Below are 18,700 nucleotides of genomic sequence, written 5' to 3' on the forward strand. Positions count from 1 at the left end.
CCGGCCTTGTGCCGGTGTTCTTGTTTGAGGTGCCTTTAGCGCAATGGGTGCTTGCGGTTGGTCCCGGGCATGCTGCGTGGGCCCGCGGCACATAGTCAGGAGCGACCTTCAGGCAGCTTCTCCCGCGGGCGGGAGAAGAGAATCAGCTGTGTGCCCGGCTTCGGTGGGGCAAGACAGGAGCGGCCCTCATCCACCCCGTTGGGGCACCTTCTCCCTTGAGTGGGAGAAGGGAGTCAATTGCGCGCTCAGGCTTCGGTGAGAAGCTTGCGGGCGGCGGCGCGGGCTTCCTTGCTGACTTCGGCGCCGCCGAGCATGCGCGCCAGCTCTTCTTCGCGGCCCTTGGCGTCGAGCAGTTCCACCGCGCTCGGGGTCATGCCTTCCACCGGTGCCTTGCTGACCCGGTAATGCGAGTGACCCTTCGAGGCGACCTGCGGCAGGTGGGTTACGCACAGCACCTGGCGGCGCTCGCCCAATGCACGCAGCTTCTTGCCGACGATGTCGGCCACGGCGCCGCCGATGCCCGAGTCCACTTCGTCGAAGACCATGGTCGGCACCGCATCCAGCCCGAGGGCGGCCACTTCGATGGCCAGCGAGATGCGTGACAGCTCACCGCCGGAGGCGACCTTGCGCAGGGCGCGTGGCGGCTGGCCGGCGTTGGCGGCGACCAGGAATTCGACCCGCTCGGCGCCGTTGGGGTCAGGGCGAGGTTGCGGCTGGGGCTCCAGCGCGATCAGGAACTGGCCTCCGCCCATGCCCAGTTCACCGATCAGGGTGCTGGTGGTTTCCGACAGTGCCTTGGCTGCGATCTGGCGGCTGCCGGTGAGGGCCGCTGCTTGGGCCTGCCAGTGGGCGCTGGCCTTGTCGATCTCGCCGGCCAGCTTGGCCAGGCGCTCGTCGGTGCCGCGCAGTTGTTCGAGTTCGGCTTCGAGGCGGTCGCGGGTGGCGATCAGCTCTTCCATCGGGACCCGGTGCTTGCGCGCCAGGTCGTGCAAGCGGCCGAGCCGGCGTTCGATGTCCTCGAACGCGTCCGGGTCGCTGTCCAGGTCGTCCTGGACCCGGTCCAACTGGGCAAGGGCTTCGTGCAACTGGATGCCGGCGGCGTCGAGCATGCCGTCAACGTCGGCCAGGCGGGGTTCGTGCTGGCTGACCCGTGTCAGTTCGCTGCGCACCTGCTGCAGCAGGGTGAGCAGGGACGGGGCGTCGTCGTCACCGTTGAGGATGCCGCCGGCGCGCTGGCAGGCTTCGATCAGGGCGGTGGAATGGGCTTGGCGGCGGTGGCTGCTGGTCAGCGCGTTGACGGCGGCCGGTTCCAGATCCTCGCGTTGCAGCTCACCCAGCTGGTGTTCCAGGAAGCCGATGCGATCGGAGACATCGCCCTGCTGGGACAGCGCGTCGCGTTCGTCCAGCAGTGCCTGCCAGGCGGCGGTGGCAGCGCGTACTGCCGCGCGCTCGCTGTCGTTGCGGGCGTAGGCGTCGAGCAGGGCCAGCTGGCTGGGGCGCGAGAGCAGCGCCTGCTGGTCGTGCTGGCCGTGGATTTCGACCAGAAAACCCGCCAGTTCGGACAGCTGCGACACCGGTACCGGGCGGCCGTTGATGAAGGCCCGCGAGCCGCCATCGGCGCGGATCACGCGGCGCAGCTGGCACTGTTCTTCGTCGTCCAGATCGTTGTCGAGCAGCCATTGGTGGGCCGGGTTGCCGTCGACGAGGTTGAATTCGGCCGAAAGCTCGGCGCGGCTGGCGCCATGGCGGACCACGCCTGAATCGGCGCGCAGCCCGGACAGGAAGCCCAGGGCGTCCACCATCAGCGACTTGCCGGCACCGGTTTCACCGGAAACCACGGTCATGCCGGGGCCGAATTCCAGTTCGGTGGCGCGGACAACGGCAAAATCCTTGATCGAGAGATGTCTGAGCATGGTGGGCAGGTTCCGAGGCCGGGCAAAGCTAGCATGTGCGCCGGACAGGTCAATGTGGCAGTCGCGGGCCCGCGCAGATTAGAGGGCATCAATCTCACCGATTGAGCCTGGAACCTTGAAACCGTCGGTACAGCCCACATACGGGGCGAGGTAGGCGGCAGAAGATCCGCCAGGGAACCGGAAATGAACCAAGAGCACACTGAATTCGACCCCGATAACGCCGCCGCAGGTGGCGCCGACGCCCAGCAGGAGCAGATCCAGGCGCTGCATGCGGAACTGGAGCAGGTCAAGGCCGAATCGCTGCGCGAGCGTGCCGACCTGGAAAACCAGCGCAAGCGCGTGGCCCGTGATATCGAGCAGGCCCGCAAGTTCGCCAACGAGAAGCTGCTCGGCGAACTGCTGCCGGTGTTCGACAGCCTGGATGCCGGTCTCACTGCTGCCGGCACCGATCCAAGCCCGCTGCGTGAGGGCCTGGAGCTGACCTACAAGCAGTTGCTGAAGGTGGCGGCCGACAACGGCCTGACCCTGCTCAACCCGGTCGGTGAGGCGTTCAACCCGGAGCACCACCAGGCCATCAGCCAGGTGGAAGCGCCGGCCGGCGTGACGCCGGGTGCGGTGGTGACGGTGTTCCAGAAGGGTTACCTGCTCAACGAGCGCCTGCTGCGGCCGGCGCTGGTGGTGGTCGCCCGGGTCGACTGACCCCCGCTGGCTGGCCGTCGCTTAAACGAGGCCAGCCAACAGCAAACAGTGTTCCGGGGATGGCTTGAATGTCATCGCGCCGCCCCCCACATCCCATTCATCCCCGGCGGCTGCCGGCAAACGAATCTTCAGGAGTCCCCCATGGGCAAGATCATTGGTATCGACCTCGGCACCACCAACTCGTGCGTGGCGATCATGGACGGCGGCAAGGCCCGCGTCATCGAAAACTCGGAAGGCGACCGCACCACGCCCTCCATCGTTGCCTACACCAAGGACGGCGAAGTGCTGGTGGGTGCCTCGGCCAAGCGCCAGGCTGTCACCAACCCGAAGAACACCTTCTACGCGGTGAAGCGCCTGATCGGCCGCAAGTTCACCGACGCCGAAGTGCAGAAGGACATCGCCCACGTTCCGTACGGCATCCTGGCCCATGACAATGGCGATGCTTGGGTGCAGACCAGCGATGCCAAGAAGATGGCGCCGCAGGAAATCTCCGCGCGCGTGCTGGAAAAGATGAAGAAGACCGCCGAGGACTTCCTCGGTGAGAAGGTCACCGAAGCGGTCATCACCGTGCCGGCCTACTTCAACGACAGCCAGCGCCAGGCGACCAAGGACGCCGGCCGCATCGCCGGCCTGGACGTCAAGCGCATCATCAACGAGCCGACCGCGGCCGCGCTGGCCTATGGCCTGGACAAGGGCGACAACAAGGATCGCAAGATCGTTGTGTACGACCTGGGCGGCGGCACCTTCGACGTGTCGATCATCGAGATCGCCAACGTCGACGGCGAGAAGCAGTTCGAAGTGCTGGCGACCAACGGCGACACCTTCCTGGGCGGCGAAGACTTCGACAACCGCGTCATCGAGTACCTGGTTGACGAGTTCAACAAGGACCAGGGCATCGACCTGCGCAAGGACCCGTTGGCCCTGCAGCGCCTGAAGGACGCTGCCGAGCGCGCCAAGATCGAGCTGTCCACCGCGCAGCAGACCGAAGTGAACCTGCCGTACGTCACCGCTGATGCGTCGGGCCCGAAGCACCTGAACATCAAGCTGACCCGCGCCAAGCTGGAAGCCCTGGTCGAAGACCTGGTCAAGAAGTCGATCGAACCGTGCCGTGTTGCGTTGAACGACGCCGGCCTGCGTTCGAGCGACATCAGCGAAGTGATCCTGGTCGGTGGCCAGACCCGCATGCCGAAGGTGCAGCAGGCGGTGACCGAGTTCTTTGGCAAGGAGCCGCGCAAGGACGTCAACCCGGACGAAGCCGTGGCACTGGGTGCCGCGATCCAGGGCGGCGTGCTGGGCGGTGACGTCAAGGACGTGCTGCTGCTGGACGTGACCCCGCTGTCGCTGGGTATCGAAACCATGGGCGGTGTGTTCACCAAGATCATCGAAAAGAACACCACGATCCCGACCAAGGCATCGCAGACGTTCTCGACCGCTGAAGACAACCAGTCGGCCGTGACCGTGCACGTGCTGCAGGGTGAGCGCGAGCAGGCCCGTTACAACAAGTCGCTGGCCAAGTTCGACCTGTCCGGCATCGAGCCGGCACCGCGCGGCATGCCTCAGGTGGAAGTGTCCTTCGACATCGACGCCAACGGCATCCTGCACGTGTCGGCCAAGGACAAGAAGACCAACAAGGAACAGAAGGTCGAGATCAAGGCCGGTTCGGGTCTGTCGGAAGAAGAAATCAACCGCATGGTTGCCGACGCCGAAGCCAACCGCGAGGAAGACAAGAAGTTCCAGGAGCTGGTGCAGACCCGCAACCAGGCTGACGGCCTGATCCACGCCACCCGCACCGCCATCAACGAGCATGGCAGCAAGGTCGGCGGCGATGTGATCGGCAAGGTCGAAGCCGCGCTGGCCGACCTGGAAACGGCAATGAAGGGCGACGACAAGGCGCAGATCGAAGCCAAGTCCAAGGCCCTGGAAGAAGCCGGCCAGTCGCTGTACGCCGCTGCTTCGGCCGGTGAGCAGGGCGGTGCCGCGCCGCAGGGTGGTGCTGGGCAGGCCGCCGATGACGTGGTGGACGCCGAGTTCACCGAGGTCAAGGACGACAAGAAGTAAGGCCGGACGCTGGTAATGGGGATTCGGGATTCAGAACCATGGTTCTGGCTCCCGGATCCCTTTCCGGTATCTGAAAGCCCGATGGCTCCGGCCATCCCCAATTCCGAATATCCAATGCCTGTGTGCCGATGAAACGCGATTATTACGAAGTACTGGGCGTGGCCCGCACCGCCAGCGACGAAGAGCTGAAGAAGTCCTATCGTCGTTGCGCGATGAAGTTCCACCCGGACCGTAACCCTGGTGACGCGGCTGCCGAAGCCTCCTTCAAGGAGTGCAAGGAAGCCTACGAAACCCTGTCCGATGGCAACAAGCGGCGCATGTACGACGCCCATGGCCATGCCGCGTTCGAACACGGCATGGGCGGTGGCGGCGGCCCCGGCGGCCCGGACATGAACGACATCTTCGGCGACATCTTCGGCAACATCTTTGGCGGCGGCGGTGGCCCGCGCCAGCCACGTCGCGGTGCCGATATCGGCTATGTGATGGAGCTGGATCTGGAAGAAGCGGTGGCCGGCGTCGAGCGCCGTATCGAGATTCCGACGCTGGCCGAATGCGGCGATTGTGATGGCAGCGGCTCGGAAGACGGCAAGGTGGAAACCTGCAACGTCTGCGGCGGTCGTGGCCAGGTACGCGTGCAGCGCGGCATCTTTGCCATGCAGCAGGCCTGCCACAACTGCGACGGCCGCGGTCAGATCATCGCCAAGCCGTGCGCGACCTGTCATGGCAATGGTCGGGTGGAGGAAGACAAGGTGTTGTCGGTGAAGGTGCCTGCCGGCGTCGATACCGGTGACCGCATCCGCCTGCAGGGCGAAGGCGAAGCCGGCCCGCCGGGCACGCAGCCGGGCGACCTGTACGTGGAAGTGCGCGTGCGTGACCACGCCATCTTCACCCGCGATGGCGATGACCTGCACTGCGAGGTGCCGATCCGTATTTCGCAGGCGGCGTTGGGCGACATCGTGCGTGTGGCCACGCTGGGCGGCGAGGCGGAAATCCGCATCCCGTCCGAAACCCAGACCGGCAAGTTGTTCCGCCTTCGCGGCAAGGGCGTCAAGTCGGTGCGCAGCCGCACCGAAGGCGACCTGTACTGCCGCATCGTGGTGGAGACGCCGGTCAACCTGACCGCCGAGCAGCGCAAGTTGCTGGAGCAGTTTGAGTCGACGTTCAGCGGTGAGGACGCACGCAAGCATTCGCCCAAGTCGGCAACCTTCATCGATGGCGTGAAGGGCTTCTGGGACCGCATGACCTCGCCTTGAGTGGGGTTTGATCTCTGCGTTTTTGTTCGCATGCCGTCATTGCTGCCCCTTCGCGGGGATGACGACCTGAGTGATGGCTAGAGGTTGTAGCCACGACAGCGGTAGCCACCCAGCCCGTTTCATCATGACGCCGCAGCTCCCGCTGCGGCGTTGTTGTTTCCGGGTCAAGTGATGGTTGCGCGCGCAATCGTCCACAGCCGCTTGACCATGCGCGGACGTAGAATGCAGCGATGAACGAAGTCGACCACAGCCATCTCGTGCACGGTCGCCGACAACGCCCCGATGGGCCGTCGCCGGTGGACGTGATTTCAGTCCAATCACAACTGGTTTATGGATATGCGGGCAACAGTGCCGCAGTGCCGCCGCTGCGCGCGCTGGGCCTGCGCGTGGCGGAGATTCCCACCACGCTGCTGAGCAACGCGCCGTTCTATTCGACCCTGCGCGGTCGTGTGCTGCCGGCGGACTGGTTCGCCGACCTGTTGCTGGGCACGCATGAACGCGGCCTGCCGCAGCGGGCCAGGATGCTCGTTTCCGGCTACTTCGGCAGCGTCGGCAACGGCACGGCATTCGCCGATTGGCTCGATGACGTGCTGCCGCAATCGCCGGGCCTGCGCTACTGCCTGGACCCGGTGATCGGCGACACCCACACTGGCCCTTACGTCGAGCCCGGCTTGGAGCGGGTCTTCGCCGAGCGCCTGTTGCCCCATGCGTGGCTGGTGACGCCCAACGCGTTCGAGCTGGGCCGCCTGACTGGCATGCCGGCGCTGGAGCAGGACGACGCCATCGCCGCGTCACGCACCCTGCTTGAGCGTGGCCCGGAATGGGTGATCGCGCATTCGGTGTCCGGCGATCCGGGCGAACTGGTGACGCTGGCCATTGGCCACAACGAAGTGTGGCGCTGGACCTCGCCGCATCTGCCGGTGGACGTGGCAGGCACCGGCGACGTGCTGATGTCGCTGATCGTTGCCTTCCTGCTCAAGGGCCACACGTTCGAAGATGCAGTGGGCCGCGCAATTGCCGGCGTGCACGCAGCCTTGGAATCGACCTTGATCCACGGCGTTGAAGAATTCGACGTGCTGGCGGCCGCGCCGGCGGCGCTGGGTACACCACACCGCTTCCGCGCCGAGCGCCTGGCGTGAGCCTGCGTCCGACCATTGGCATCGTCGGTAGCGGCGGTGCCTACGGCCGTTGGCTGCGCGATTTCTTTCAGACGCGGATGGGGCTGGAGGTCATCGGCCATGATCCGGTCGATCCGGATTCACAGACGCCCGAGCAACTGTTGGAACGCGCAGAGGTGCTGCTGTTCTCGGCGCCGATCCGCTACACGCCCGGCCTGATCCGCGAGTACGTGCGGCAATCGGCGGGTCGCGAGCGCGGTCGGCTGTGGCTGGATGTCACCTCGATCAAGGCCGAGCCGGTGGCTGCGATGCTGGAATCGCAGGCATCGGTGGCCGGACTGCATCCAATGACCGCACCGCCCAAGGCGCCGACGCTGAAGGGCAGGGTGATGGTGGTGTGCGAGGCGCGCCTGGATGCGCGCTGGCAGGCCTGGCTGGACGAGCTGTGCATCGCCCTGCAGGCCGAATGTGTGCGTGGCAGCGCCGAGCACCATGACCGGGTAATGGCGCTGGTGCAGGCGATGGTGCATGCCACGCATTTGGCCCAGGCCGGTGTGCTGCGCGAATACGCGCCGATGCTGGGTTCGCTGCAGGAGCTGATGCCGTACCGCTCGGCCGCGTTCGAACTGGATGCGACGATCATTTCGCGCATCCTGTCGTTGAACCCGGCCATCTACGAAGACATCCAGTTCGGCAACCCGCATGCGGGCGAGGTGCTGGACCATCTGCTGGAGCAGTTGCAGCGCCTGCGCGGCTTGCTGGCCGAGGGCAATGATGCGGCGCGCGCGGCGTTCCGGCAGCAGTTCCTGGCGAACAACCGCGAGGCGGTGGGCGAGCAGACGCTGCGCGATGGCAATTACAGCTTCGAGCGATTGGGTTATCTGTTGGCCGACCTGACCGACCAGCGGGCGATGAGCGTGCACCTGCCGGAGGACCGCGCCGGCTCGTTGCGCGAGTTGCTGCACGTGTTCGAGCGGCACGGCATCAACCTGGCCTCGATTCATTCCTCGCGAACGCCGGCAGGCGAAGTGCACTTCCGCATGGGCTTCGTGCAGGCCTACGCGGCGGAAGTACTGGCGGCGGCAGCCGAAGAGATCGACCGCAGCGGGATTGGGCGGGTGTTGGGGCGTTGAGGTTCGGCTGGGGTTTTGTTGGAGAGCTTCAAAGGCTTACCCCTCCCCAGCCCTCCCCTTGGCTGCGCCAAAGGGAGGGGGGCAAAAGCGGCTTTCGCGGCAATCTGGCAGCACATGCAAAACCGCCCCCTCCCTTTGGCGCAGCCAAGGGGAGGGCTGGGGAGGGGGGAGTTTTTCAGCGGCCCCAAGCAACGCCAGCTTCGGAGTCGCCCTTACGGGAAGCCCAGCTTCCACTGCGTCTCAACGGCTGAGACGGCGCTGTACTAATCCACAGGGGGTGTGGATGAAATGTTCACAACCATGTGGATAAGCGCTGGCAGCCCTTGGGGCAGTAGGCTGTCAAGACACTTGCTCAAATATTGACCAGCTTAGGGCCATATTCGCAAAGCGCATTCAGCATCAGGCCCGATAGGGCTGGGTCAGCGACAGGTTGATCTCGCCATCGGAGGTGGAAAGACGGCTGCCTTCGCGCACCAGCGCTCGCCCATCGGACAACTCGTAGCGGGTGGAATGCGCCGCGCCACCGGTTTCATCCCTGAATTCAATCACGATCCAGCTTTCGCCGTCATCGCTGGTTGCGGGGAACTGTCGGAACGCCATGGCTTGCCTCCTGATCGGGAAGCGGTGCGGCATGCACCGGGCGTCGAGCTTGCGCCGGTGGGCGTTATCCCACCGTTACCGGGGCGTTCTCAATCGATGAACTGCAGCCGCGCCAGTTCGGCATACAGGCCGTCCTGTGCCAGCAGCTCGGCGTGCGTGCCCTGGGCGACGATGCGGCCGTGGTCCATCACCACGATGCGGTCGGCCTTGAGCACGGTGGCAAGGCGGTGGGCGATGACGAGCGTGGTGCGGCCAGCCATCAGCCGCTCCAGCGCCTGCTGCACCGCGCGCTCGCTTTGGGCATCCAGTGCGCTGGTGGCTTCATCCAGCAGCAGCACCGGTGCGTCCTTGAGCAGGGCGCGGGCGATCGCCACGCGCTGCTGCTGGCCGCCGGACAGGCGCGTGCCGCGTTCGCCCAGGTCACTGGCGTAGCCTTCGGGCAGCTGCATCAGGAATTCATCCGCCTCGGCCGAGCGCGCCGCCGCGCGGACTTCCTCGTCGCTGGCTTCCAACCGCCCATAGCGGATGTTGTCTGCGGCGCTCGCCGCAAACAGGGCCGGCTGCTGTGGCACCAATGCGATGCTCTGGCGCAGCTGCGCTGGGTCAAGCTGACGCAGGTCCACGCCGTCGATGAGCACGCTGCCTTCGTCCGGGTCGTGGAAGCGCAGCAGCAGCGACAGCACGGTGCTCTTGCCGGCGCCGGAAGGGCCGACCAGCGCCACGGTTTCGCCGGGCGCCACGGTCAGGCTGAACTCGTTGAGCGCCGGCCGGTCGGGGCGCTGCGGGTAATGGAAGGACACCTGCTCGAAGCGGATTTCGCCACGCAGCGGCGTCGGCAACCGCTGCGGGTGCGCGGGCGCGGTGATCTGCGGGGTTTCATTCAACAGTTCGGAGATGCGTCCCATGCCGCCGGCCGCACGTTGCAGCTCGTTCCAGACCTCGGCAAGGGCACCCACAGAGCCGCCGCCGATCAGCGCGTACAGCAGGAACTGGCCCAGCGTGCCTGCGCTCATGCGGCCGTCGACCACCTCATGGGCGCCGGACCACAGCACCGCGACGATCGCGCCGAACACCAGCACCATCGCGATCGCGGTGACCAGTGACTGAGTACCGATGCGGCGGCGCGCGGTAGCGATGGTGACGCGCAGCGCATCCTGGAAGCGACCGCGCTCATAGGGTTCGCGCGCATGCGCCTGCACGGTGCGCACCGCCCCCAGGGTCTCGGCCGCCAGTGCGTTGGCGTCGGCGACACGGTCCTGGCTGGCGCGGGAGATTTTCTCCAGCCTGCGTGCGCCCAGCACGATGGGCAGCACCGCCAACGGAATGCCGATCAGCGAGTACAGCGCAAGACGCGGGCTGGTGACGAACAGCATGGCCATGCTGCCGATCACGGTGACGGTGCTGCGCAGGGCAACGGACATGGTCGATCCGATCACGCTGCGCAGCAGTTCGCTGTCGGCGGACAGGCGTGAGACCAGCTCACCACTGCGGTTGCGGTCGTGGAAGCCGGCGTCCAGGCCGATCAGGTGTGCATACAGTTGGTCGCGCAGGTCGGCGACGACCTTCTCGCCGAGTAGCGACACGAAGAAGAACCGCACTGCGGTCGCCAGTGCCAGAACCAGCGCGACCACGAACATCAGCATGAAGGCCTGGTTGATCTGGCCACCGCCGCCAGAGAAACCGTTGTCGATCATCTGCTTGACCGCGATTGGCAGGCTCAGCGTGGCTGTGGAGGACACCGCCAACGCCAGCAGCCAGCCCACGAACAGCCCGGCATGGCGCCGCACGAAGGGCCACAGCGTGCCAAGACTGCCGAGCTTCTTCAGGCGGCGGGGCGAAGGAGTGTCTTGCTTGGCGTCAGTCATTGCTGGTGGGCTCGCTCAGGCGCAGGCGGTCACGGGTGGCGTCGCGCAGACGGATGGCCAGCGCGTCGATGCGGTCGGCCGGAAGGCGCACATGCAGGCGCATGCCTTCGGCCAGGAATTGTTCGTCCAGTTTTTCCGCGCCAGCGTTGGCCAGCAGCGTGTGGACGATGCCCATGTCCTCGAAGCCGCAGGACAGGATGCGTTCGGTCATCGGCACCAGCGGGCTGCGCTGGGCCAGGCGCAGGCATTCGGCAGCGCTGCCGCCGTAGGCGCGGACCAGCCCACCGGCACCGAGTTTGATGCCGCCGTACCAGCGCGTCACCACCACCGCGACACGGTCATAACCCTGGCCGTCAATGGCGGCAAGGATCGGCCGCCCGGCGGTACCGGCGGGCTCGCCATCGTCACTGGAGCGGTACTCGTTGCCGTGCCGATAGGCCCAGCAGTTGTGCGTGGCGTCGGCTATCGACACCGAATCGATGAACGACAGCGCGTCGGCCGCATTGCTGATCGGCGCGGCCGAGGCGAGAAAGCGACTGTGCTTGATCTCCAGCTCATGGCTGGCAGGTGCGGCAAGGGTGTCGAGCATCTGCGCCATTCTAGTGGCTGGAACCACCCTGTGCCCGCGCCTGGCTCAGTCCTTGAGCAGCGGGCGCAGGTCGCGCGGAATGCGTGCTTCGGGGTAGTCCTGCACGAAGCGTTCAAGGCTGGCGCGGGCGCCTAGCAGATCGCCATCATCGCGGCGCTGGCGGATCTTCTGCAGCCAGAGACGACGCGGCAGGCCTATGTCGGCAGAGATGTCCACGGACGCAGGCGCCAAGCGGAAGGTGGCCGGTGCGGCTTCGCTGTCCGTGGTCTCGGCCTGCATGGCCGGCACCGGTGCGGAAAACACCTGCTCACGCGCCCCCGCGGCGCGTTGACGTGCGCTGGTTTCAGCCCGAGCCGCTGCTGGCGGCGCGGTGCTCGCGGCGGGAGCGGCATCCTGCTGCATCGCGACGGCCGGTGCAGGCGGGGCAGGTGGTGCCGGCGGTGCGAACACCGGTGCTGCCTGGTAGCCGTCAGCGACAGGTTCCGGTGCCGGAGCAGCAGCCACTGGAGCCGGCACCGGAGCAGGCTGTGCAGCGGCGACAGGGGCAGGGCGCGGCTCCTGGGTCTTCTTTGCCGGAGCCGGTTCGGGGAGGACGTTCTTCTCCGCAGGTGCCGGCGCTGCTTCCTGCGCGGTAGCAGCTACTGCGGTGTCGGTGGTTTGGTCGCGGGCCGTATCAGCCGATGCAGGTGCGGCTGGCGCAGTGCTGCGGGCGGGTGCCGGCACCGGATCGGTTTCGGTACTGACCTGCGGCAGTTCCTGCGGCGGCGGCAAGGGGCGCAGTTGCCATGCCAGGCCAACCACCAGTACCAAGGAGGCCGCTGCTGCCAGCGAGGAGAACACACGGCGTCGACGCCCCCAGCCGCTGCGTTGGGCACGCGCGGGCGCGGCGGTCGTCGGTGATGCCTCGGCCGGCCGGGGCGCGCGGGCCAGCGCCATGATCTGGGCGTCGACACCGGCGCTGGGGCCTGCGGCGGCATCGGGCCTGCCGAGCAGTCGGGCCAGTTCGCTTTCTTCAGGCGTCAGCTTGTCGTGGGTGTTCATTCGCTCAACCTCGCACGCAGCTTGTCCATCGCATAACGCAGCCGCGACTTGACGGTTTCCCGGCCAACGCCGGTGATCTGCCCGATCTCCTCCAGGCTCAGTTCCTGTTCTAGGCGCAGGATCACCACTTCCTGTTGTTCCGGTGGCAACTCGGCCAGCGCCTGGCGCAGTTGCAGGCGTTGGGCCTGTTCGTCGGCCAGCAGTTCCGGGGTGTGGTTGTCGGCCAGCCGTGCGGTGCGCTCGTCGGCGTCTTCCGGAGCGGCCGGGCGATGCCGGGCGGCGCGCCAATGATCGTTGAGCCGATTGTGGGCAATGCGGAACAGCCAGGTGGCGAAGGCCGCCTCCGGCTTCCAGCCGGCGCGGGCGTGGATCATCTTCTGCCAGACATCCTGGAACAGCTCTTCGGCCAACGAGCGGTCCCGCAGTTGTCCCAGCAGGAAATGGAACAAGCGCGCGCGGTGACGGGCGTACAGCTGGGCGAACGCGTCGCTGTCGCCGTCCGCGTAGGCCAGCATCAGGGTTTCGTCGGTCGGGGCTTGCACGGCGGTATCCACGTGGCGAAGCCTAAGTGCTCGGCAGATTTCTGCCTAGCGGGGATCGGATGCGCCCTCGCGGCCATTCAGAAATGTGAAGCAAAAATAAAACCCGCGGGTGCCGGCGTGGATCGGCCGGGGGACGTTATGCTGCGGCACATAGGGGGGCGCCGCGGATCGCCGTGGCCCAAAGAGAACGGATACATGTCGTATAGCGAGCTTGAAGCGCGTACCGAAACGCCGCGTGTCGACACCCATTCACCTGCCGCAAGCGTGGTGGCCACGCTGCAGGGGCTGCTCCCCGACGGAAGCGCGGTGGCGCTGGCATGGCGTGATATCACGCTGGGCGAGGGCAGTTGTTGTTTCCCGCACGGGGCCGAGGCATTGCGCAGGCACGCGCGCGAGGTGCTGCGCGGTGGACAGGCCGTGGAAAACGTCCGGCTGGCCTGCACACTGCAATGGGAACACGAGACCGGCGCGCATCTGGTGGCGCTGGTGGATGCACCGCAGGCGTTGACCCCGGCCCAGCGCGAAGCGTGGCAGGGGACCGCGCGGGTGCTGATCGGCTGTGCTCTGGAAACGATGAGCCAGCGTCTTCAGATCGAAGAACTGCAACGTTCCAAGCAGCTGCAGAAGGCCCTGTTCGAGATCGCCGACCTGGCCGGCGCCGACCTGGCCATGCCGGAGATGCTGTCCTACTTCCACCGCATCCTGTCCTCGCTGATGTATGCCGACAACTGCTACATCATCGAGTGCGATGACCAGCAGAGCAGTCTGCGTTTCCTGTATTTCGTCGACACCCAGGACAGCTTCGCGCCGGAGCCGGGACGCCGCTATTACTACGAGGAAATGCCCGGCAGCCTGACCTTCGCGGTGCTGCGCAAGGGGCGGGTGATGAGCGGCTCCTCGCGCGAGCTGCTGCAGTTTCTTGATGACCCCAACGAAGCCATGGAAGGCGCGGAAAGCGCCGATTGGCTGGGCGTGCCGATGTGGCGCGACAACCGCGTCTGCGGCGCGATCGTTGTGCAGAGCTACGTGGCCGAGGGTTGCTATGGCGTGGAAGAGCGCGCGCTGCTCAATTTCGTGGCCAAGCACATTCTTACCGCGATGGACCGGCACCAGGCGCACCTTCAGCTGGAACAGCGGGTGTGGCAACGGACCCACGACCTGGAGCGCATCAACGACCACCTGCAGGAGGAGATCATCGAACGCCGCCGCGCCGAACAGCTGCAGGCGGCGTTGTTCAATATCTCCGAGCTGGCCATCAGCGGCCACAGCCAGGCCCAGTTCCACGCGCAGGTACACGGGATCATCGGCGGTCTACTCGATGCCAGCAATTTCTATGTGGCGATGGTGACCCCGGCCGGCGACGGCATCGAGTTCGTCTATTCGGTGGACCGCTTCAACCGGGAGCGCGCGCCGCGCCCCTTCAGTGACGGCCTGACCGAGTACACGCTGCGCACCCGGCAACCGGTGCTGGCGATGCGCGCGGACATCGACCTGCTGATCAAGAGTGGTGCCGTGCAGGAGTTTGGCGCGCGGTCGCATTGCTGGTTGGGCGTGCCGTTGTTCAGTGATGACGAAGTGGCCGGCGTGATCGCGGTGCAGAGCTACAGCCCGGATGTGGTGTTCACCGCCGACGACCAGCGCCTGCTGGTGTTCGTGGCGCGCACCATCGGCAACAGCCTGGCCCGTCAGCGCGATCGGCAGCGCTTGGTGCAGGCCCATGCCGATCTGGAACAGCGCGTCAGCGAGCGCACCCACGAGTTGGGTGAAGTGAATCAGCAGCTGCTGGCGCAGATCGGCGAGCGCCTGCGCGCCGAACAACGTTTGACCCACCTGGCCATGCACGACGTGCTGACCGGCCTGCCCAATCGCCTGCATCTGCAGGACCGCCTGGAGCGCGCCATCGAAAGCGCCGAGCAGGGCGTGGCCCCGCATTTCGCGCTGCTGTTCCTGGATCTGGATCGCTTCAAATGGGTCAACGACAGTATTGGTCACGCTGCCGGTGACCGGATGCTGGTGGAAGTGGCGCGCAGGCTGGTGGGCCTTGTGCGGCAGGATGATGTGGTCGCGCGTCTGGGCGGCGACGAGTTCGCGCTGCTGGTGGATTGCGAGCTGGGCGCCGAAGCGGCAATGGAGCTTGGCCGGCGCCTGCTCAAGGCGCTGGAAGCACCGATGTGGGTGGACGGCCGCGAGCTGTTTCCGTCCGGCAGCATTGGCATCGCCTTGTGGAATCCGCGCTATGTTTCCGGCGCCGATCTGCTGCGTGACGCCGATGCGGCCATGTATCGGGCCAAGATCAAGGGCCAGGATCGCTGCGTCATGTTCGACGGCGTGATGCATGAAGAAGCAATGCGCAGCCTTGAGCTGGAAGCGGATCTGCGGCGTGCGATCAAGAAGCAGGACTTCGTCCCGTTCTACCAGCCCATCGTGTCACTGCACGATGGCCAGGTGATCGGCCACGAAGCCTTGCTGCGTTGGCGGCATGAGCGACGTGGCCTGCTGCTGCCCGGCGACTTCCTGGCGCTGGGCGAGGAAAGCGGCCTGATCGAACAGGTGGACTGGCTGATCTACGAACAGGTGATGGCCGACCTTGCCAGCTCGCAGCTTGGCTATGTGTCGGTGAATGTATCGCCGCGCCATTTCCGTTCGGCGGAGTTTTCCACGCGACTGCTTGGGTTGCTGGATGATGCTGGTGCCGATCCGAACCGGTTGCGCGTGGAGATTACCGAGATGGCGTTGCTCGAGGATGCACCACGCACCCTGCGCACCCTGCACCAGCTGCGCGAGCGCGGCATCGTGGTGCAGTTGGATGACTTCGGTACCGGCTACTCGGCGCTGTCGTACCTGCACCGGTTCCCGATCAGTGCGTTGAAGGTGGACCGCAGTTTCGTTGCCGGCCTGCATGCAGAGGGCGGCAAGAACACCCTGGCGCTGGTCGAAGGCGTGTTGTCGCTGGCGCGGACCCTGGGCATCGAGACGATAGGCGAGGGTGTTGAGACCGAGCAGCAGATGCGGACGCTGATGGATCTGGGGTGCAGCTTTGGCCAAGGTTATCTGCTGGGCTACCCGTCACCGCGCGAACAGACGCTGCTGCGCGATTGATTTGTTGCATCATCGCGTCATGTAGGAGCGGCTTCTGCCACGAAGCTGACGACGGATCCGACGATGGGGCGCCGGCAGTTGCAGCTATATCCATGGCGGTCGCAAGCAGGCGCCGCTGCGGTGAGCCGTTGCCTCGTGTAGGAGCGGCGTCAGCCGCGAAGCTGGCAATGCTGTCCGCTGACGAGATGCTGGCGATCAGGCGCCGCTACGGCAGGTAGTCGCTACGCGTTTGGTCGGCGTCAACCGCGAGACTGGCAATGCAGCCGTTGTCGACATGGCTGCAGTTGCAGGTGTTCCATCGTCGGATCCGTCGTCAGCTTCGCGGCTGACGCCGCTCCTACAGGGCAATGACGCGCAACGCGCTGCGCTTCTTCTCGTCGAACCGCGCCTCAGGGATCCCAAGGCGCCGTGGTGGTTGGCGCGTCGCCACGCGCCGATGTCTTACCGCAATGCGCTGCGCTTCTTCTCGTCAAACCGCGCCTCAGGGGATCCCAAGGCGCCGTGGTGGTTGGCGCGTCGCCACGCGCCGATGTCTTACCGCAGTGCGCTGCGCTTCTTCTCGTCGAACCACTTGTCCGCCTGCGCCGGCGAATAAGCCCGCATCCACTCCAGCATCTGCGTTGAATCCTCGCCGTACCACAGGTCCTCGCGCTGTTCCGGGTGCAGGAATCGCTCGCTGACCATCGTATCGATCATGCTGATCATCGGCTGATAGAAGCCGTCGATATCCAGGAACGCGCAGGGCTTCTTGCCGATGCCGAGCTGGCGCCAGGTCAGCATCTCGAAGATTTCCTCGGCCGTGCCGAAGCCGCCGGGCAGCGCGACGAAGGCGTCGGACAGATCGAACATGCGCGATTTGCGTTCGTGCATCGAGCCGACGATCTCCAGCGTGGTCACGCCCTTGTGCGCCACTTCCATGTCCACCAGGTGCTGCGGGATCACGCCGGTGACTTCGCCGCCTGCGGCCAGCACGCCATCAGCCACCGCGCCCATCAAGCCGGTGCGGCCGCCGCCGTACACCAGGCGCAGGCCTTCATTGGCGATGCGCTTGCCCAGTTCGGTGGCGCGTTCGACATAGATGGGCTTGGCGCCGGGGTTGGAACCGCAGTAGACGCAGATGGACTTCATTTGGATTTCCTGATGGATGGGAAAGGTGTCCGGATTCCGCGCATGAACAGGCGCGGTTTCGGTGGAATGCAAAAGCAAGAAGGCTCCGCCGGAGCGGAGCCTTCAGGTCACAGGCCGTGGAGCTTAGTTGGCCTTGTGGATGGCGCGCTTGCCAACCGCCATTGCCGCGTCGTGAATTGCTTCGGACAGCGACGGATGAGCGTGGCAGATGCGGGCCAGATCGTCAGCCGAACCGCTGAACTCCATGGTCAGCACGCCTTCGTGCACCAGCTCGGACACGTTGGCGCCCACCAGGTGCATGCCCAGCACGCGATCGGTTTCAGCGTGTGCCAGCACCTTGACGAAGCCAGCCGGCTCGATCATCGCAACGGCACGGCCGTTGGCGGCGAACGGGAAGCTGCCAGCCTTGTACGGAATGCCTTCGGCCTTGAGCTGGGCTTCGGTCTTGCCGACCCATGCCAGTTCCGGCTCGGTGTAGATGACCCACGGAATGGTGTCGAAGTTGACGTGGCCCGGCAGGCCAGCGATCAGTTCGGCAACCGCGATGCCTTCCTCGAAGCCCTTGTGTGCCAGCATCGGGCCGCGCACGCAGTCGCCGACCGCCCAGACGCCATCGACGCCGGTGTGGCAATGCTCGTCCACTTCGATCTGGCCACGCTCGTTGACCTTGACGCCGGTGCCTTCGGCCAGCAGGCCCTTGGTGGCGGCGCGACGGCCAACGGCCACCAGCAGCTTGTCCACGGTCAGGGTCTTTTCGCCTTCACCGTCGGTGTAGGTGACAACCACTTCCTTGGTCTTCTTGCCGGTGATTTCGGTCTTGGAGACCTTGGCGCCGAGCTTGATGTCCAGGCCCTGCTTCTTGAATTCGCGAGCAGCAACCTTGGCCACTTCGGCGTCGGCGGCGGCCAGGAACTCCGGCAGTGCTTCAAGGATGACGACTTCCGAACCCAGGCGCTTCCACACGCTGCCCAGTTCCAGGCCGATCACGCCGGCGCCGATGACGGCCAGGCGCTTGGGCACTTCGGTGAAGTCCAGTGCGCCGACGTTGTCGACGATGGCGTCGCCGTCGAACTTGGCGAACGGCAGTTCGATCGAATCCGAGCCGGCGGCGATGATGACGTTGGTGCCCTTCAGCTCGACTTCGCTGCCGTCATGCTGCTTGACGGTGACGATGTTGCCGGCCTTGAGCTGGCCGAAGCCGTAGTAGGCGGTGACCTTGTTGGCCTTGAACAGCTGACCGATGCCGCCGGTGAACTGCTTGACGATGGCATCCTTGCGGGAAACCATCTTTTCCACGTCCATCTTGGCATTGGAGAAGCTGATGCCGTGCTGGTCGAAGATGTGGCCCATGTTCCAGTACTGGCGCGAGGAGTCCAGCAGCGCCTTGGACGGAATGCAGCCCACGCGCAGGCAGGTGCCGCCCAGAGCCGGCTTGCCGTCCTTGCCCAGCGCTGCGTCGATGCAGGCGGTCTTCAGGCCCAGCTGTGCGGCACGGATGGCAGCGTGGTAGCCGGCCGGACCGGCACCGATGACGACGACGTCGAATTGTTCAGCCATTTGAGATTCCTTGTTTCCTATCCCTTCTCCCGTCGGGAGAAGGTGGCGCGAAGCGCCGGATGAGGGTGCGGGTGAGGCTTGCCCTCACCCCAACCCCTCTCCCGG

At 65.7% G+C, this 18,700-nt stretch carries 14 protein-coding genes; 6 read left to right on the forward strand and 8 right to left on the reverse strand.

Translation table 11 applies throughout. From position 1 onward, the window contains the following. Positions 1-245 precede the first annotated feature (245 nt). Positions 246-1,913, reverse strand: coding sequence for a DNA repair protein RecN (recN, locus tag LR961_RS07900; RefSeq protein ID WP_232147914.1), 1,668 nt, complete (start codon positions 1,911-1,913; stop codon positions 246-248). 183 nt (positions 1,914-2,096) lie between these two features. Between recN and grpE the strand changes: the two genes are divergently transcribed. The 5 genes from grpE (at position 2,097) to LR961_RS07925 (ending at position 8,174) form a co-directional block, all read left to right on the forward strand. After that, positions 2,097-2,612, forward strand: coding sequence for a nucleotide exchange factor GrpE (grpE, locus tag LR961_RS07905; RefSeq protein ID WP_232147916.1), 516 nt, complete (start codon positions 2,097-2,099; stop codon positions 2,610-2,612). A 141-nt stretch (positions 2,613-2,753) separates the two neighbouring features. After that, the gene (gene dnaK / locus LR961_RS07910) at positions 2,754-4,670 is read left to right on the forward strand and encodes a molecular chaperone DnaK (RefSeq protein WP_232147917.1); all 1,917 of its coding nucleotides are present in this window, start codon (positions 2,754-2,756) and stop codon (positions 4,668-4,670) included. Between the two features lie 128 nt (positions 4,671-4,798). Continuing rightward, on the forward strand, positions 4,799-5,923 hold the full coding sequence (gene dnaJ, locus LR961_RS07915; protein WP_232147919.1) for a molecular chaperone DnaJ: 1,125 nt from the start codon (positions 4,799-4,801) through the stop codon (positions 5,921-5,923). A gap of 230 nt (positions 5,924-6,153) precedes the next feature. Next, complete coding sequence (pdxY, locus tag LR961_RS07920; protein ID WP_232147921.1) at positions 6,154-7,062, forward strand: pyridoxal kinase; 909 nt, start codon at positions 6,154-6,156, stop codon at positions 7,060-7,062. Continuing rightward, the gene (locus LR961_RS07925) at positions 7,059-8,174 is read left to right on the forward strand and encodes a prephenate dehydrogenase (protein ID WP_232147923.1); all 1,116 of its coding nucleotides are present in this window, start codon (positions 7,059-7,061) and stop codon (positions 8,172-8,174) included. The genes pdxY and LR961_RS07925 overlap by 4 nt, the downstream gene beginning before the upstream one ends. Positions 8,175-8,573: 399 nt before the next feature. Here LR961_RS07925 and LR961_RS07930 read toward each other — a convergent pair whose 3' ends face one another. The 5 genes from LR961_RS07930 to LR961_RS07950 form a co-directional block, all read right to left on the reverse strand. Next, complete coding sequence (locus LR961_RS07930) at positions 8,574-8,774, reverse strand: hypothetical protein (RefSeq protein ID WP_232147932.1); 201 nt, start codon at positions 8,772-8,774, stop codon at positions 8,574-8,576. A gap of 89 nt (positions 8,775-8,863) precedes the next feature. After that, positions 8,864-10,639 carry an ABC transporter transmembrane domain-containing protein gene (locus LR961_RS07935; protein ID WP_232147934.1) on the reverse strand — a complete coding sequence of 592 codons (1,776 nt, stop codon included), beginning with the start codon at positions 10,637-10,639 and terminating at the stop codon, positions 8,864-8,866. Then, the gene (locus LR961_RS07940; protein ID WP_232147937.1) at positions 10,632-11,228 is read right to left on the reverse strand and encodes a YigZ family protein; all 597 of its coding nucleotides are present in this window, start codon (positions 11,226-11,228) and stop codon (positions 10,632-10,634) included. Before LR961_RS07940 ends, LR961_RS07935 begins: the two co-directional genes overlap by 8 nt. A gap of 45 nt (positions 11,229-11,273) precedes the next feature. Beyond that, positions 11,274-12,269 carry a hypothetical protein gene (locus LR961_RS07945; RefSeq protein WP_232147939.1) on the reverse strand — a complete coding sequence of 332 codons (996 nt, stop codon included), beginning with the start codon at positions 12,267-12,269 and terminating at the stop codon, positions 11,274-11,276. Next, complete coding sequence (locus tag LR961_RS07950) at positions 12,266-12,823, reverse strand: RNA polymerase sigma factor (protein WP_232147941.1); 558 nt, start codon at positions 12,821-12,823, stop codon at positions 12,266-12,268. The genes LR961_RS07945 and LR961_RS07950 overlap by 4 nt, the downstream gene beginning before the upstream one ends. 183 nt (positions 12,824-13,006) lie before the next feature. Here LR961_RS07950 and LR961_RS07955 point away from each other — a divergent pair, with 183 nt between their 5' ends. Continuing rightward, positions 13,007-15,910, forward strand: a complete 2,904-nt coding sequence (locus tag LR961_RS07955; protein WP_232147943.1) for an EAL domain-containing protein — start codon at positions 13,007-13,009, stop codon at positions 15,908-15,910. A 534-nt stretch (positions 15,911-16,444) separates the two neighbouring features. Here the strand turns inward: LR961_RS07955 and LR961_RS07960 are convergent. Both LR961_RS07960 and lpdA read right to left on the reverse strand, forming a co-directional pair. Beyond that, the gene (locus LR961_RS07960) at positions 16,445-17,038 is read right to left on the reverse strand and encodes a TIGR00730 family Rossman fold protein (RefSeq protein WP_232147945.1); all 594 of its coding nucleotides are present in this window, start codon (positions 17,036-17,038) and stop codon (positions 16,445-16,447) included. Between the two features lie 123 nt (positions 17,039-17,161). Continuing rightward, positions 17,162-18,595 carry a dihydrolipoyl dehydrogenase gene (gene lpdA / locus LR961_RS07965; protein ID WP_232147947.1) on the reverse strand — a complete coding sequence of 478 codons (1,434 nt, stop codon included), beginning with the start codon at positions 18,593-18,595 and terminating at the stop codon, positions 17,162-17,164. Between the last annotated feature and the right edge of the window lie 105 nt (positions 18,596-18,700).

This window comes from Stenotrophomonas sp. SY1, from assembly GCF_021202945.1.
In the GTDB taxonomy this organism is placed as follows: domain Bacteria; phylum Pseudomonadota; class Gammaproteobacteria; order Xanthomonadales; family Xanthomonadaceae; genus Stenotrophomonas.

What these genes read in the sequence shown, in the direction of transcription:
- LR961_RS07930 (WP_232147932.1), bottom strand. Translation starts at nt 8,774, where the DNA reads ATGGCGTTCCGACAGTTCCCCGCAACCAGCGATGACGGCGAAAGCTGG.
- dnaK (WP_232147917.1), top strand. Translation starts at nt 2,754, where the DNA reads ATGGGCAAGATCATTGGTATCGACCTCGGCACCACCAACTCGTGCGTG.
- lpdA (WP_232147947.1), bottom strand. Translation starts at nt 18,595, where the DNA reads ATGGCTGAACAATTCGACGTCGTCGTCATCGGTGCCGGTCCGGCCGGC.
- pdxY (WP_232147921.1), top strand. Translation starts at nt 6,154, where the DNA reads ATGAACGAAGTCGACCACAGCCATCTCGTGCACGGTCGCCGACAACGC.
- LR961_RS07960 (WP_232147945.1), bottom strand. Translation starts at nt 17,038, where the DNA reads ATGAAGTCCATCTGCGTCTACTGCGGTTCCAACCCCGGCGCCAAGCCC.
- recN (WP_232147914.1), bottom strand. Translation starts at nt 1,913, where the DNA reads ATGCTCAGACATCTCTCGATCAAGGATTTTGCCGTTGTCCGCGCCACC.
- LR961_RS07935 (WP_232147934.1), bottom strand. Translation starts at nt 10,639, where the DNA reads ATGACTGACGCCAAGCAAGACACTCCTTCGCCCCGCCGCCTGAAGAAG.
- dnaJ (WP_232147919.1), top strand. Translation starts at nt 4,799, where the DNA reads ATGAAACGCGATTATTACGAAGTACTGGGCGTGGCCCGCACCGCCAGC.
- grpE (WP_232147916.1), top strand. Translation starts at nt 2,097, where the DNA reads ATGAACCAAGAGCACACTGAATTCGACCCCGATAACGCCGCCGCAGGT.
- LR961_RS07945 (WP_232147939.1), bottom strand. Translation starts at nt 12,269, where the DNA reads ATGAACACCCACGACAAGCTGACGCCTGAAGAAAGCGAACTGGCCCGA.
- LR961_RS07940 (WP_232147937.1), bottom strand. Translation starts at nt 11,228, where the DNA reads ATGCTCGACACCCTTGCCGCACCTGCCAGCCATGAGCTGGAGATCAAG.
- LR961_RS07955 (WP_232147943.1), top strand. Translation starts at nt 13,007, where the DNA reads ATGTCGTATAGCGAGCTTGAAGCGCGTACCGAAACGCCGCGTGTCGAC.